Origin of the sequence: Chromatium okenii (genome assembly GCF_002958735.1) — a bacterium.
In the GTDB taxonomy this organism is placed as follows: Bacteria; Pseudomonadota; Gammaproteobacteria; order Chromatiales; family Chromatiaceae; genus Chromatium; species Chromatium okenii_A.
Genome location: NZ_PPGH01000034.1, coordinates 322,137 through 337,726, shown reverse-complemented (window position 1 = coordinate 337,726; position 15,590 = coordinate 322,137). Strand labels below are relative to the sequence as shown.

Sequence of the window (15,590 nt, the reverse complement as noted above, 5' to 3'; positions counted from 1 at the left end):
TCACATATAAATCAAAAGGAGGAGCGTCATGCACTTCAAACGATCCGCGCTGACCAGCGCCATCATCTGTGCATTATCTTTATCGACCAGCGTATACGCCACCAACGGCTACCTGTCTCACGGCTACGGCACTAAAAGTAAAGGCATGGCTGGCGCTGGCTCGGCGCTGCCGCAAGACGCCATGATCGTTACCGCTAATGTCGCGGGCGGTGTCTGGGTCGGGCAACGCATGGACATTGGGTTTTCGCTGTTTCAGCCAAATCGTGAATACACCCAGACCGCCAGCCATAACATTGATTACACCGGTCCCGCAATTCCGTTCGGCAGCAATCCCGATTTCACGGGCACGGTTGAAAGCGAAAATGATCTCTTTTTTATTCCGCATTTCGCTTATAGCCAACCGCTCGATGAAGTCAGCTCTGTCGGAGTGGCGCTTTACGGCAACGGCGGCATGAACACCAGTTATGATTATCATGATACTGCTTATCAATTAGGGAGTTACGGTGGTGCTCGTGCCACACCTTCAGATGCCACCACCGGCGTTGATCTGATGCAGCTGGCGCTCAATTTGAATTACTCACGCAAATTGACTGATAACTTTTCGGTCGGCGCAGGAATGATTCTGGCGTATCAAATGTTTCGCGCTGAAGGACTGTCACCTTTTGGTGCAATGGCGGCAGACGGCAATCCCGATAACTTGTCAAATCAAGGTCGTGACGGCGTTCCCGGCTGGGGTGTACAACTCGGCGCACTCTGGCAAATGAACGAGCAACTCTCGCTTGGCGTGGCGTATCAAAGCCAAGTCGATTTTGAACGATTTAAGAGCTATTCCGACCTATTCGCGCAAAATGGCGATTTGAACGCGCCAGCATTCGTCAACATTGGACTGGCATTTAAAGCGACCTCCACGCTTACTTTCGCCTTCGATGTACAGCAGATTTGGTACAGCGACATCGACGCTCTCAGCAACGATATGACCGGCAACCTCAAACTGTGCATGGCGGTCAAACCGATCATTGTTTGGGTGGTCGTCATGGCGTTGGGTTTGGCTGGCGCGACATGACCGTGTACAAATTCGGCGCACAATGGGCGATGCAGCCTGATTTGACGCTACGTGCCGGATACAGCTACGGCAAACAACCCGTTCCCCGCGATGGCGTTTTATTCAATGTCCTCGCGCCAGCGTTGATTGAACATCACTTCACGCTCGGCCTCACCAAAGCCATCAACAAAAACAGTGAAATCAACATCTCCGCGATGTATGCACCAAGAAAGACCTCGATTGTGGTTGTGAACTGCCCTTTTCTGGCGGCCCTGAATCAATCAACATCGCCATGGATCAAATGGAACTGGAACTCAGTTTTGGTCTGAAATTCTGATCGATCATTCCGCTAAAATGCGTCATCCGTTCGGGTGACGCTCGCTACTTCGTCTCCCCGCCTGTTTTATTCATCTGATCTGACCGATAACATGCGACCTGCATCAATTGCAGATTGCATTGACCTTGCGTGACCGCGCATGTCGTACAACGGCCATCTCACTTTATTGTTCTGAAACCATTGGAATCAATTATGGATCGTCAACAAGCCGCTCATTTCATGCTCGAATGTCTACGCAAAATGATCGCTAAACGTGGTTCCGACTTATTTATTTCAGCGGGATTTCCTCCTGCCTGTAAAATTGATGGGCGCATGACGCCAATGAGCAGCCAAATTTTGAATGGCGAACAAACCAACATCCTCGTGCGTTCCATTATGAATGATCGCCAAGTGCGCGATTTTGATGCGCATAAAGAATGCAATTTTGCGATTAGCCCTGCCGAAATTGGACGTTTTCGCGTGAATGCTTTTGTGCAACAGGGTTTATGCGGCGCAGTTTTGCGTACTATTAACGCAGCAATTCCCACACTTGACGAACTCAATCTACCGCCTGCGTTAAAAGAAATCGTAATGAAAAAGCGCGGTCTCGTATTAATGGTTGGTGGCACTGGCTCAGGTAAATCGACTTCGCTAGCCGCAATGCTTGGCTATCGCAACGAAAACAGCTACGGTCATATCATCACCATTGAAGACCCAGTTGAATACGTCCATCCGCATCGCAATTGCTTAATTACCCAGCGTGAAGTTGGCGTTGATACCGAAAGCTGGGATGCTGCGCTTATCAACACATTGCGCCAAGCACCCGACGTGATTTTAATCGGTGAAATTCGCACCCGTGAAACGATGGAACACGCGATTAACTTCTCAGAAACGGGTCATCTGTGCCTATCAACATTGCACGCCAACAATGCAAATCAGGCACTGGATCGAATTATTAACCTGTTTTCAGAAGAACGTCGCAGTCAATTATTGATGGACTTGTCACTGAATCTCAACGCCATCATTTCACAACGATTATTACCTTCTAAAACTGGTGGACGCATTGCTGCGGTTGAAGTGATGATTAACTCACCGCTGATTCAAGATTTAATTTTCAAGGGTGATGTTGGCGGTATTAAAAGCGTGATGAAACGTTCCCGTGAGTTGGGAATGCAAACCTTTGATATGGCGCTGTTTGATCTTTATGAAGCAGGCAAAATCAGTTATGACGATGCGCTGCGCAATGCCGATTCAATGAATGGGCTGCGTTTGGCAATTAAATTGGAAGGACATGAAGCGCACAATAGAGGAAAAGAAAATAAAGCTGATGTACTCAGTCTCGCTGGAGATGATGAAGAAGCGGCTTTTGATTCAACATTGTTTGGCGATGGACTGCCAATTTCTCGTATTGAAGAATCGCCAGCAGATTTGATCAATCCAGCAGAATTAAAGGTCGGACGCTAACAACAGATGAGGAGTTAAATGATGGACGTTAACCCGTATCTTGAAATGATGGTGCGTTATAAAGCATCTGATCTTTTTTTTAATCCTGGTGCACCAGTTAAGATTAAAATTGAGGGCATTATTCGCCCAATTGGAGAATCAATTTTAACCCCAGAATTGTGTCAGAGTGCGCTGGCATCAATTATGGATAGCCAGCAAGCGCAGGAATTCGAGCAAGAGCGTGAACTTGATTTTGCCATTGCGTTAGAAGATCGCGCTCGTTTTCGTGTTAATGCCTATTATCAACGCGGCAATACGTCAATGGTGTTGCGCTATATTCGGGCAAATATCCCCACGCTGGAAGAATTGAATTTGCCGCCATTGTTATCGCAAATCATTATGCGTAAACGCGGCATTATTTTAATGGTTGGAGCGACAGGATCAGGTAAATCAACCACGCTGGCAGCAATGCTCGATTATCGGAATAGTACTGCTTCTGGGCATATTATCACGATTGAAGACCCGATTGAATTTGTGCATCCGCATAAACAGTGCATTATTAGCCAGCGCGAAATTGGTGTGGATACCAAAAGCTATGCCAAAGCATTAAAAAGTGTATTGCGCGAAGCGCCAGATGTGATTTTAATTGGTGAAATTCGCACCCGCGAAACGATGGAAGCAGCGATTGAATTAGCCGGCACGGGTCATTTAGCGGTTTCAACGCTGCACGCCAATAATGCACATCAGGCATTAAAACGGGTCATTAACATGTTTCCGTCGGAAATGCACAATACGCTGTTTATGGATTTGTCGATTTATTTGCAAGCCATTCTCTCGCAGCGTTTGGTGAAAACAAAAACCGGCTCGCGTTGCGCCGCAATTGAAGCCTTGGTGAATACGCCGCACATTTCCGATTTAATTCGAGAAGGGCGCGTTGATGCAGTGATTGAAGCGATGCAGCAAAGTGGTCACGAAGGTATTCAAACCTTTGATGATGCGCTGCTGTTACTGTACCGCGATGGCTTGATTTCTTTAGAAGAAGCGTTGGCAAATGCCGATTCTGCCCCCAATTTAGAAGCAAAGGTACATTTCAGTTAGTTGCTTGATTCAAGCGTATTCAATGCGGAATAAAGATCATGTCCATGCGCATTCTGCGTAACGTTTGTTTGAGTGGTGTTGTACTCTTCAGTAGTGCGGTGATTGCCGAGCGTCAAACGGATGATTCGAGAGAAAACAATTGGCATTCTTTCGATCCAAATCGCTCGCCTCTTGTGGAACGCGATGGCGTGATTTATCCAATGATCAAAGGCACTTCGACGCCGGATTATGGCGCTAAAGAGCGAATGATTATCCGCGATGGTAAAATTTACGAGGCTATTCCGGGAACGACGACGCCGGATTATGGAACTGGGCGTTATCTTATTCAGGAAGATGACGAATAATTGCGCACTGCGCCAGCATGGATAATCGTAAAAGATAATAAAATGCCAGACCCAACTTCATTGCAAATTATCGCCAGCAAAGCCCTCGGTGGCGCGGAATACTGGTTTCATCGTTTCAGTCTGGCGCTGACTGCGCACGGCGCACCGACCAGCGTCGCTATTCGCGCTAATAGTGGTTTAAATCAACTGGATTTTGGAACGCTGCCGCTGCATCAATTGCCATTTCGCACCACTTGGGACCCGTTTTCACGCCATGCGGTGACGGCGCTGCTCGCCGCCACCCGACCGGACATCGTGCAAACCTACATGGGACGGGCGACGCGGTTGACGCAGGTGCCCCGCGCCAGCAAGACGATTCATCTCGCTCGGCTCGGCGGTTATTACCAGCTCGCGCCCTATCGTCACGCGCACGGCTGGATCGGCAACACGCGGGCGCTGTGCGATTGGATGATTGCCAACGGCTTGCCCGCCCAGCGGGTGCACCACATTTACAACTTCGCCGATGCGCCGCGTCCGGTCGCGCCGGAGCACATTGCTGCGCTGCGGATTCGTCACGAGATTCCGGCGGATGCGTGGGTGATGGTGACGCTGGGGCGGTTTGTGACGTTCAAAGGACACACGCATCTGCTCGCGGCGCTGGCGCAATTGCCGCCCACCATCGCCGGACGCCCACTGCGGTTCATCATGCTCGGCGACGGGCCGCTGGCCTCGGCATTGCGCCAGCAAGCCGTTGATAGCAACCAAAACCAGCGCATCATCTGGGCGGGCTGGCAAGCCGATCCCGCGCCCTATTTGCAACTGGCTGATTTAGTGGTGTTTCCATCACTGGATGACGAGCCGTTTGGGAACGTGATGCTGGATGCGTGGACGTGGGGCAAACCGCTGTTGACCACCCAATTTCGCGGAGCGCGGGAAGTCGCCCGTCACGGTGAAGATGCGTGGTGTGTGCCGTGCGCCGATGCGACTGCGCTGGCGCGGGGATTCAAACGCTGCTGACTGATCCGCTGCTGCTGCGTGACCTTGCCACCGCCGGGCGCGAGCGCGTCGCCCGCGATTTCAGCCGCGACGTCATCATCAAGCAGTATCTCGATTTGTATCGACGGTTGACTGGTGCATGAGCGCCGTCAACCCAAAACCTGAGCATTTACCGATGTCTACGCACTTTGAAGAGGAACTGGTCATGTTGCACGGCTGGGGCATGAATGCCGCAGTCTGGGATGGCGACTGGCAAGCGGACTGGCCGGAATTGTGCCAGCACCGCATTGAACTGCCCGGTCACGGAACCAGCCCATTTCCGCCCACGCTCAATAATTTATGGCGCTGGGCGGATGCCTGTTTAGACGCAGCGCCAGCACGAGCAGTCTGGCTGGGTTGGTCGCTCGGCGGATTGGTCGCACTCGCTGCGGCGTTACGCGCTCCGAAGCGCGTCGCTGGGCTGATTTTACTGACCGCGACGCCGCGTTTTGTGCAGGCAGCAGATTGGCGACCGGCGATGCCAGAAACGACGCTCGACCAATTTCACACCGAACTGCTCGCCGATCCTGCGGCAACGCTGGCGCGATTTCTGGCGCTGCAAGTGCGCGGCAGCGATTCCGCCCGCGAGACGCTGCAGCAATTGCGCGAGGAATTGGCGAGTCGTCCGCCGCCGAATGCTGACGCGCTGGCGCTGGGTTTGGATTTACTGCGCGAGGAGGATTTGCGCGGGCAATTGCCGGATATTCGCTGCCCTGCGTTGTGGTTATTCGGCAGCCATGACGCACTCGTGCCCGCTGCCGTTGCCGAGCGGATTGAAATGCTGATGCCGGGTGCACAAACGCAAATCATCGCTGGCGCTGCACACGCGCCGCATTTGTCGCATCCGGCCGAATTTGCGCAAGCAGTGCGGTCAATGCTGGCGGAAGTGCGCGAGCCGTTGGCATGACCACGTTGCCGATTGATAAAGCGCGAGTACGGCGCAGTTTTGAACGCGCCGCTGGCGGCTACGATGCAGTGGCGGTGCTGCAACGCGAAATCGCCGATCGGCTGCTGGAGCGGCTGGATTATGTGCGACTGGAACCGCAGCGGGTGCTGGATTTGGGCACGGGAACCGGTCACGCAATTGGCGGGTTGCAGCGTCGTTATCGCAAAGCGCAGGTCATCGCCGTTGATTTTGCCCACGGAATGCTGCGGCAAGCGCGGCGACGTGGCGGATGGTGGCGACGTCCGCAGTGCGTGTGCGCGGATGCTGAAGCGTTACCGCTGGTCGATGATTCTGTTGATTTGATTGTGTCTAATGCGACGCTGCAATGGTGCGATTTGCCGCTGGCGCTGGCGGAATGTCGGCGCGTGTTACGTCCGGGCGGATTGCTGATGTTCACCACCTTCGGGCGCGATACGCTGATCGAATTGCGCCAAGCGTGGAGCGCGGTCGATGACGATGCGCACGTCAGTCCGTTTCTGGATTTGCACGACATTGGCGATGCGCTAGTGCGGACGCGGTTTGCCGATCCAGTGATTGATGTGGAGCGACTGACCCTGACTTACGCGACGGTACGCGAATTGATGGTTGACCTCAAAACGCTGGGCGCACACAACGCGACGCTGGCGCGACCGCGTGGTTTGACTGGACGGGCGCGATTGCTGGCGCTGGAGCAAGCGTATGAAATTCATCGCGGCGCTGGACGTTTACCCGCCAGTTACGAAGTGGTTTACGGTCACGCTTGGGCAGCGGAAATATCTGCGTCCGGTCGCAGCGTCACCATTCCAATCAGCGCCATCGGCGGGCGCGAGCACTCGGTCAAACCAGCGCCATGAGCGGCATTTTCATCACCGGAACCGATACCGATTGCGGCAAAACGACCATCAGCCTCGGACTAATGGCAGCGATGCAGCAGCGGGGTTTGCGGGTGAACGGCATGAAACCGGTCGCGTCGGGCTGCGCGATGACGCCGGCGGGTTTACGCAATGCCGATGCGCGGCAATTGCTGGCGCAGAGCAGCCATCGCAATGCTTACGCGCTCGTCAATCCTTATGCGTTTGCGCCGCCGATTGCGCCGCATTTGGCTGCGATTCAGGCAGGCGTCACCATTGATTTTGTGAACATTATCAAGGCTTATCAAACGCTGGCAGCAACTGCGGAGGTCGTGATCGTGGAAGGTGTTGGCGGCTGGCGCGTGCCGCTGATGCCGAATCAATGCGTGAGCGATCTCGCACTGGCGCTGGAAATCCCAGTGATTTTGGTGGTTGGTTTTAAATTGGGTTGCCTCAATCACGCGCTATTAACTGCGGAGAGTATTCGCGCTAGCGGTGCACATTTAATCGGTTGGATTTGCAATCAAATTGATCCAAAAATGCAGGCGCTAAATGCCAATTTAGCCACATTGAACGAGTTAATTGCTGCGCCCTGTTTGGGTGTTGTGCCGTGGAATACGGCAGTTAATGCACAACAAATTGCAACGCAATTAAAAGTTGAATTGCTGACACGATCCATTGTAATGGAGCCAGCATCCACAGGCATAATCACTTGCGGCTAATGATGACGCACCGCTACACTGCAACGCATTCAGTGATCGGTTATGCCGCATCTTCAAACGCCATTCATAGCAATCATGGTCTTATTTCCAATGAAGATACTTTTAGTTGATGATTCAAAATCCGCCCGTTACGCCCTGCGGCTTCAACTGCAACGGCACGGGATTGAGGTCGAAACAGCCGATTGTGCGGAATCGGCATTTGAATTTCTAAAAACGCAATTGCCCGACGCCATTTTAATGGATCACATGATGCCGGGTTTAAATGGCTTTGAAGCGTTGGAGGTGATCCGCGAAGACCCACGCACTGCGCAAATCCCAATTGTGATGTGTACTTCGCACGAAGACGCAGATTTCGTGGCAACTGCAAATAAAAAAGGCGTATTCGGAATTCTGCCCAAATCCGCAGCGGCTGATCTATTGGGCGATATTCTTGAGCGTCTCCGCGCTCAATTGGCGACCGCAGAAATTCCCGCAGCGCCGACGATTGAACCGCCAGTAATGATGCCAATTGCACCGCCAATGACTGCGCCGACGCCAATTGCGCCAGCCGCCACGCCTCAGCTTTCCGAAAACGCAGTTTTGGCGCTGATTGACGAACATCTTGCTGCATTGGTGATGCCGTTACTTGATGATTTACGGCGTGAATTATCGGGCGAATTGTTGCGTGAAGTGCGGCGCATGATCGACGACGCGCAACTCGCAGCAGCGGCAGCAACGCCAGCGCCAGTTGTGTCACCGCCTACTACGCCAGCGCCGACATTTGCAGATTTACAAGCCTTATCAACGCGCTTATCGACGGAAACGCTGCCAGATTTACTCAAACGCAGCCTTGATAATGAACGGACGCAGATTTTGGTCTCAGTGGAACAGCGTTTACGCGATCACCAACCAGCGCCCGCTGCGCCCAGTACGGCAGCGCCGATTGATGAAAATGCGCTCTTATTGAAAGCGCATCGTGATGCCAAAGAGACGGTTGATGCTGCGGTTGCCACGCTTCAACAAACCATTCAACATTAGAACAACCAATAGCGCCAAGCGGGAATGGATTGTTATATGGCTTATTTGTAATGGCGACATTGCTTGGAATAGGCGCAGCAGTTGCGGTGTATTTGGTTTTGGCTGGCGCGGGAATGCCGCCGACTTAATGTGCATTTCATTCAAATTTAATTAAAAAACCCGCCATTTGGCGGGTTTTTGTGTTGCAAATTAGCGATCAAGCTGTTCCAAAAACTGTTTCATCATTGTCACCAGTTCCCGCGCTTCAGTGCGCCCTATCCAAATCTCCAGCAATTGTTTTCGATGGGCTTCCATGACATCTGGCGAATTCATTAGATAGCCCATTGACCAATTGTGAAAAATACGCTTTTTAATCGGCGCAATTCCAATGAGTACCGAATCATAATGGCGCGGGTCAGCTAAAATAATCCCGTATAACCGATTAGATTTTCCTGTGGTCCTTCCAGAATCTGAGTGAAATGACCACCGCCAGCACACAGAATTCCGGTGATTTCTAAATCAGGGTTTTTGCGCCGCGAGACCTCCAAAATCTTCTGTAATTCCGCATCATCATCTAAACCAATGCTGCTGCGGCTAACGTAGAGCATTCGTGATAGATATTTCATTATGCAACCTCAAATTTGCGTATCGCGATTTTGATTGTTGTATATCAGGAAACCCACGCCCGCGCATTGCGAAATAACCGCATCCAACCGCCATCTTGGCTCCATTCCGGCGGACACCACGATTGCTGCACCGCACGGAATACGCGCTCTGGATGCGGCATCAAAATGGTGACGCGCCCATCAACGCTGGTCAGCCCCGCAATTCCGTCCGGCGAGCCATTCGGATTCGCCGGATAACGCTCGGCAATTTGCCCGTCATTTTCGATATAACGCAGCGCAATCTGCGGCTGCGCGGCAGCCAAATGCGTCGCATCGCGGAAGCTGGCGCGACCTTCGCCGTGCGCAACTGCAATCGGTAAACGCGATCCCGCCATTCCTGCCAACAGCAGCGACGGCGATTCGGCAATTTCGAGCATGAGCGTTCGTGCCTCGAATTGTTCCGAGCGATTGCGCAGAAATTGCGGCCACTGCGCTGCGCCCGGAATTAAATCGCGCAGCTGCGACAACATTTGACAGCCGTTGCACACGCCGAGCGTGAAGGTGTCCGTGCGCTCAAAAAACGCTTGAAATTCATCGCGGGCGCGACTGTTGAACAGAATTGTTTTTGCCCAACCCGCGCCTGCACCCAGCACGTCGCCGTAAGAAAATCCGCCACAGGCAACCAATCCACGAAACTGCGCCAGCGCAATTCGCCCGGCAATCACGTCCGATAAATGCACATCGACGCATTCAAAACCCGCTGCGTGAAATGCTGCCGCCATTTCGATCTGACCGTTGACGCCCTGCTCGCGCAAAATCGCCAGCGGTGGTCGCGCTCCGCGAGCGATGAATGGCGCTGCGATGTCGTCATTCGGATCAAACGTCAATTGCGCGTTCAAACCCGGATCAGCGGCGGCAATCCGCGCAAAGGCTTCGGCGGCGCAGTCGGGATGATCGCGCAGCGCCTGCAACCGATAACTGGTTTCTGACCACGTTTGTTGCAGAGCGGCGCGACTGAAAATCCCCCCAGCCCCCCTTTTTCAAAGGGGGGAGATGAACGTGTGCCTTGTTCAAAGGGGGGAGTTTCAAGCCCCCCTTTAGCAAAGGGGGGTTGGGGGGATTGATCAACAGGCAGTTGGGCGGGATTTATCAGCCGAATGTGATCGCAGTCATTCACGCTGCCGATCACGCGGCAACATTCGCCAAGCTGTTGATTGTGCAGCGTTTGTAATACGGCAGCGACATCAGTGCCGCGCACCTGAATCACTGCGCCCAATTCCTCGCTAAATAACGCCGCTAACAAATCGTCGCCGAGCACTGCGCCATCAAGGTCAATGCCGCAGCGTCCAGCAAATGCCATTTCCAACAGCGTCACGATCAAGCCGCCATCCGAACGGTCGTGATACGCCAACAACTGCGCTGCGTCGTGCAATTCGCGCAGCGCGGCGACGAAATGTTTCAGTAAATCAGGATCATCGAGATCGGGCGCAGTGTCGCCGAGTTGCGCGTAAACCTGCGCCAGCGCCGAGCCACCGAGCCGATTTTGCCCGCGTCCTAAATCGATCAAAATCAACGCAGTCGCGCCAGCATCGGTGCGCAATTGCGGCGTCAAGGTTTGGCGCACATCAGCGACCGGCATAAATGCCGACACGATCAGCGACAACGGCGCAGTCACGGCGCGGCGCTCGCCGTTGGCGTCTTGCCAGACCGTTTTCATGCTCATCGAATCCTTGCCGACCGGAATCGCCATGCCCAGCGCCGGACACAGTTCCAGCCCGACGGCGCGAACCGTTTCAAACAAGCGAGCGTCTTCGCCGGGATGACCGGCTGCCGCCATCCAATTGGCCGAGAGTTTGATGTCGCCGAGCTGGTTGATACGCGTTGCTGCCAAGTTGGTGACTGCTTCGCCAACTGCCATCCGTCCGGCGGCTGGCGCATTCAGCAGCGCCAGCGGAGCGCGTTCACCCAACGCCATCGCCTCGCCGCTGTAGCCGCGATAATCCGCCAGCGTCACGGCGCAATCAGCCACCGGAATTTGCCACGGGCCGACCATTTGCTCTCGCGCCACCAAGCCGGTGATGCTGCGGTCGCCGATGGTGATGAGGAAGGTTTTATCGGCGACTGTCGGCAGCCGCAGGACGCGGTGAATTGCTTCCGAAATCCCCCCCAGCCCCCCTTTTTCTAAGGGGGGAGAAGAAAGCCCCCCTTTGGAAAAGGGGGGTTGGGGGATTGATCAATCGGCAGTTGAGAAGATTTCACTTCGCGCAGCATTTTGGGTGGTTTGCCAAACAGCAGCGCCAGCGGCATATCAATCGGACGCTCGTCAAATTGGCGATCATTCAATTGCAACTGCGCGGCAGCAGTCGCCGTGCCAACCACTGCAAACGGGCAGCGTTCGCGCTCACAAATCGCAGTGAACTGCGCCAGCCGCTCGGCAGCAATCGCCAGCACATAACGCTCCTGCGCCTCGTTGCTCCAAATCTCCAGCGGCGACATGCCCAGATCGTCATTCGGCACCTCGCGCAGTTCAAACTGCCCACCGCGCCCGCCGTCGTGCACCAATTCCGGCAGCGCGTTGGATAAACCACCTGCGCCAACATCGTGAATAAACAGAATCGGCGTCGCCTCGCCCAGCGCCCAGCAGCGATCAATCACTTCCTGACAGCGCCGTTCCATTTCGGGATTAGCGCGTTGCACCGAGGCAAAATCCAAATCTTCCGCCGAACTGCCCGCTGCCATGCTGGACGCAGCGCCGCCACCGAGTCCGATTAACAGCGCCGGGCCGCCGAGCACAATCAGCGGCGTTCCAGGCGGAAATGGTTGTTTTACAACGTGTTCAGCGCGAATGTTGCCCAAACCGCCCGCCAGCATGATCGGCTTGTGATAACCGCGCACTTCCGACACTCCGGCTGCGTTAAGCACGCGTTGCTCATAAGTGCGGAAATAGCCCGCGAGATTCGGGCGCCCAAATTCGTTATTGAACGCAGCCGCGCCCAGCGGCCCGTCGAGCATGATTTCCAACGCAGAAACGATGCGTTCCGGCTTGCCGTAATCCTGCTCCCACGGCTGTTCAAACTCAGGAATCCGCAAATTGGAGACCGAAAATCCACACAGCCCCGCTTTTGGTTTCGCACCGCGCCCAGTTGCGCCCTCGTCGCGGATTTCACCGCCGGAGCCAGTCGCAGCGCCGGGATGCGGCGCAATCGCGGTCGGATGATTGTGGGTTTCGACTTTCATCAAAATGTGAATCAATTCCGCATGTTCGCCGTAAATGCCGGTCGCAGGATCAGGCCAAAACCGCTGCCCAACTGCGCCCGCAATCACCGCTGCGTTATCGCTGTACGCAGACAACACGCCAGTCGGCGCTTGCGCGGTGGTGTGGCGAATCATTTGAAACAGCGACTGCGGCTGGCGCTCGCCGTCGATGATCCAGTCGGCGTTAAAAATCTTGTGGCGGCAGTGTTCCGAATTCGCCTGCGCAAACATCATCAGCTCGACATCGGTCGGATCGCGCTGCAACGCAGTGAAGCTGGCTGCAAGGTAATCAATCTCGTCATCTGCCAGCGCCAGCCCCAATTCGACATTGGCAGCGAGCAGCGCAGCGCGACCACTGCGTAAAAAATCAATGTGTTGCAGCGGACGCGGCGGCGTTTCTGCAAATAACTGGTGGGCGGATTCCAGATCAAACAGCGCGATTTCGGTCATGCGGTCGTGCAGCAGCGGCGCGATGGCGTGGAGCTGGGCAGCGGTCGCGCCGGTGATGTCATAAGCGATGCCGCGCTCTAAGCGTTTGATTTTGTTCAAGCCGCAGTTGTGCGCGATGTCAGTGGCTTTGGATGACCACGGCGAAATGGTGCCCGGGCGCGGCACGGTCAAAATCACGGTTGCTGGCGCAGTGGTCGCAGGCAGCGGCACGTTATCCAGCACCAGCCGCGTCAAAATCTCCTGCTCGCTGGCGCTGAGTGATTCTTTTAATTCGACAAAATGCACATAAACCGCGCTGATTTGCAGCGGCGTTTGCGTGTTTGCGCTCAGGCGGTCGGCAAGTTTGCGGAGACGAAATTCAGAGAGGGCGGGTGCGCCATGAAGAACCAACATCGGCAAATACTCTGGATGGTGAAAAATGCCCCAACGATTGTGGGGCGGCGCTGAAATTAGCGGAGGAAATGCGGGCAATTACGCGCTGGGATGTTCAATCGGAAAGCCGTGCCGCGCCCACGCGATGATGCCACCGCGCAGGTTAAATACGCGGTCATAACCCTGTTGCAGCAGATAAGTGCCAGCGTGATAAGACCGCGCTCCGCTGTGGCAATACAGCACCACATCCTGAGTTTTGGGCAATTCGCTGAGTCGCAGTGGAATGGTGTGCATCGGCATCGGCAGCGCGTCGGGAATCGTGCCCTGCAACCGTTCGCCGGGGCTGCGAATATCCACCAAAAGCAGTGACTCGCCCGCTGTAAGTCGCTGTTGTAATGACTCGGAATCGATCTCGTTAAGCACGTGGTTGTCCTACCAAAACACTAGATAATTGAGTATATTAAAAGCATTAGTGAAGCAACTCAACGCTCTTGCAAGCCTCTCGCAGCGGACATACACATGGAATTTCTCCCCATCTTTCTCGATCTTCAGGATAAGCCGTGTTTGATTGTTGGCGGCGGCGCAACGGCAGCGCGGAAAGCCAGTAGCCTGTTACGGAGCGGCGCGGCGATTACCTTGGTTGCACCGGTGCTGGGCGAGGCGCTGGCAGCGCAGGTGGCTGCCGGAACCTTGCATCATTACCCGCGTCATTTCCTGCCGAGTGATATTGCTGGCAATCGGCTGATTATCGCGGCGACCGATGATGCGACCATCAATCGCCAAATCGCGGCGCTCGCCGGAGCTGCGGAGATTCCGGTGAATGTGGTCGATGATCCTGATGCCTGCACCTTTTTACTGCCGTCGATTATCGACCGTTCGCCAGTGACGATTGCCGTTTCCAGTGGTCGTGCCTCGCCAGTGCTGGCGCGAATGCTGCGGACGCGGTTGGAGTCGTTGATTCCTGCCGGTTACGGGCGGCTGGCAGCATTGGCGGGGCGTTATCGGGAGCGCGTCAAAGCACGGTTTACCGAACAGCGCGACCGGCGACGGTTTTGGGATCGCGTGTTGCAGGGCGCAGTCGCCGAGCGCATTTTCGCTGGGCAATTTGTCGAAGCTGAGGCAGTGATTGAACGCGAGCTGGCGCCCGATGCGTTGGATGCTGAGATGGGCGAGGTTTATCTGGTCGGTGCGGGTCCGGGCGATCCAGATTTATTGACGTTTCGGGCGCTGCGGCTGATGCAGCAAGCGGATATTGTGGTTTATGACCGGCTGGTCGCTGAACCGATTTTGCAGATGACACGCCGCGACGCTCGCCGAATTTACGTCGGCAAAGAGCGCAATCATCACGCGATGCGGCAGGAAGAAATCAACCGGCTGCTCGCTGATCTCGCCAAAGAGGGACATCGAGTGTTGCGGCTCAAAGGCGGTGATCCGTTTATTTTTGGGCGCGGTGGCGAGGAGATCGACACGCTGGCGGAAGAAGGTGTGCCGTTTCAAGTGATTCCCGGCATTACTGCTGCCTCTGGTTGTGCCGCTTACGCCGGAATTCCGCTGACGCACCGCGATTATGCGCAATCAGTCACTTTCGTCACCGGTCATTTAAAAGACGGTACGATTAACATCAATTGGCCGGCGCTGGCGCAACCCAATCAAACCGTCGTGTTTTATATGGGTTTGATTGGGCTGCCGATCATTGTTGAACAATTGGTTGCGCACGGCATCGTATCCACTATGCCAATTGCGCTCATTCAACAGGGAACCACGCATCAGCAGCGGGTTTATACTGGAACGCTGGCGACTATTCTGGAATTGGTCATGGCTGATCCACCGCAGCCACCGACGTTGCTCATTGTGGGCGAAGTAGTCAGTCTGCGCGATAAACTCAATTGGTTTAGTCCGCCCGAACACGCTAATGACTGAAAACTGCCAACTTATTTTCAATACACAGGAATAACCATGTTCGATAAAAAACTGCTCGACATTCTCGTGTGCCCGGTCACTAAAGGCGCATTGATTTTTGATTCCGCTCGCGGCGAATTGATTTCGCTCTCCGCGCAATTGGCGTATCCGATTCGTGATGATATTCCGGTCATGTTAGAAGATGAGGCGCGGCATTTGTCATTGGAAGAAATGGACACCTATCGTCAAGCACGTTAA

The 15,590-nt window shown here is 54.4% G+C and carries 15 protein-coding genes and 2 pseudogenes; 13 read left to right on the top strand and 4 right to left on the bottom strand.

Annotated features, from left to right (window positions below; genetic code table 11):
- Positions 1 to 28: 28 nt before the first annotated feature.
- From CXB77_RS07660 to CXB77_RS07620, 11 genes are all read left to right on the top strand, one after another.
- Positions 29 to 1,063, top strand: coding sequence for an OmpP1/FadL family transporter (locus CXB77_RS07660; RefSeq protein ID WP_277949375.1), 1,035 nt, complete (start codon positions 29 to 31; stop codon positions 1,061 to 1,063).
- Entirely contained in the window at positions 1,060 to 1,371 is a 312-nt protein-coding gene (locus CXB77_RS23030; RefSeq protein ID WP_277949374.1) for a hypothetical protein, read from the top strand. Before CXB77_RS07660 ends, CXB77_RS23030 begins: the two co-directional genes overlap by 4 nt.
- A 200-nt stretch (positions 1,372 to 1,571) precedes the next feature.
- Positions 1,572 to 2,822 (top strand): PilT/PilU family type 4a pilus ATPase, encoded by a 1,251-nt coding sequence (locus CXB77_RS07655; protein WP_105073418.1) that lies wholly within the window; start codon positions 1,572 to 1,574, stop codon positions 2,820 to 2,822.
- 21 nt (positions 2,823 to 2,843) lie between these two features.
- Positions 2,844 to 3,899, top strand: coding sequence for a PilT/PilU family type 4a pilus ATPase (locus CXB77_RS07650; protein ID WP_105073417.1), 1,056 nt, complete (start codon positions 2,844 to 2,846; stop codon positions 3,897 to 3,899).
- Between the two features lie 38 nt (positions 3,900 to 3,937).
- Positions 3,938 to 4,243, top strand: a complete 306-nt coding sequence (locus CXB77_RS07645) for a hypothetical protein (RefSeq protein ID WP_146108756.1) — start codon at positions 3,938 to 3,940, stop codon at positions 4,241 to 4,243.
- A 42-nt stretch (positions 4,244 to 4,285) separates the two neighbouring features.
- Positions 4,286 to 5,239 (top strand): glycosyltransferase, encoded by a 954-nt coding sequence (locus CXB77_RS07640; protein WP_347338080.1) that lies wholly within the window; start codon positions 4,286 to 4,288, stop codon positions 5,237 to 5,239.
- A complete protein-coding gene (locus tag CXB77_RS23690) occupies positions 5,194 to 5,361 on the top strand; it encodes a glycosyltransferase (RefSeq protein ID WP_347338079.1) in 168 nt (55 codons plus the stop codon). The genes CXB77_RS07640 and CXB77_RS23690 overlap by 46 nt, the downstream gene beginning before the upstream one ends.
- A 32-nt stretch (positions 5,362 to 5,393) precedes the next feature.
- Positions 5,394 to 6,164: a pimeloyl-ACP methyl ester esterase BioH gene (gene bioH / locus CXB77_RS07635; protein WP_105073501.1), complete on the top strand. Its 771-nt coding sequence runs from the start codon at positions 5,394 to 5,396 to the stop codon at positions 6,162 to 6,164.
- Positions 6,161 to 7,036 carry a malonyl-ACP O-methyltransferase BioC gene (gene bioC, locus CXB77_RS07630; RefSeq protein ID WP_105073415.1) on the top strand — a complete coding sequence of 292 codons (876 nt, stop codon included), beginning with the start codon at positions 6,161 to 6,163 and terminating at the stop codon, positions 7,034 to 7,036. The genes bioH and bioC overlap by 4 nt, the downstream gene beginning before the upstream one ends.
- On the top strand, positions 7,033 to 7,755 hold the full coding sequence (bioD, locus tag CXB77_RS07625; protein ID WP_105073414.1) for a dethiobiotin synthase: 723 nt from the start codon (positions 7,033 to 7,035) through the stop codon (positions 7,753 to 7,755). The genes bioC and bioD overlap by 4 nt, the downstream gene beginning before the upstream one ends.
- Positions 7,756 to 7,797: 42 nt before the next feature.
- Positions 7,798 to 8,772 (top strand): response regulator, encoded by a 975-nt coding sequence (locus CXB77_RS07620; RefSeq protein WP_242445543.1) that lies wholly within the window; start codon positions 7,798 to 7,800, stop codon positions 8,770 to 8,772.
- Between the two features lie 189 nt (positions 8,773 to 8,961).
- On the opposite strand, the gene CXB77_RS23025 is transcribed toward CXB77_RS07620, so the two are convergent.
- From CXB77_RS23025 to CXB77_RS07605, 4 genes and pseudogenes are all read right to left on the bottom strand, one after another.
- Entirely contained in the window at positions 8,962 to 9,084 is a 123-nt protein-coding gene (locus CXB77_RS23025) for a hypothetical protein (RefSeq protein ID WP_277949373.1), read from the bottom strand.
- Between the two features lie 66 nt (positions 9,085 to 9,150).
- A pseudogene (locus CXB77_RS07615) lies at positions 9,151 to 9,359 on the bottom strand (BLUF domain-containing protein); the annotation flags it as partial.
- 62 nt (positions 9,360 to 9,421) lie between these two features.
- Positions 9,422 to 13,454 (bottom strand): annotated as a pseudogene (gene purL / locus CXB77_RS07610) (phosphoribosylformylglycinamidine synthase).
- A gap of 78 nt (positions 13,455 to 13,532) precedes the next feature.
- Positions 13,533 to 13,856 (bottom strand): rhodanese-like domain-containing protein, encoded by a 324-nt coding sequence (locus CXB77_RS07605; RefSeq protein ID WP_105073412.1) that lies wholly within the window; start codon positions 13,854 to 13,856, stop codon positions 13,533 to 13,535.
- Between the two features lie 96 nt (positions 13,857 to 13,952).
- On the opposite strand from CXB77_RS07605, the gene cysG reads away from it, so the two are divergent.
- A complete protein-coding gene (cysG, locus tag CXB77_RS07600; RefSeq protein WP_105073411.1) occupies positions 13,953 to 15,353 on the top strand; it encodes a siroheme synthase CysG in 1,401 nt (466 codons plus the stop codon).
- Positions 15,354 to 15,389: 36 nt separating this feature from the next.
- Entirely contained in the window at positions 15,390 to 15,590 is a 201-nt protein-coding gene (locus CXB77_RS07595) for a Trm112 family protein (RefSeq protein WP_105073410.1), read from the top strand.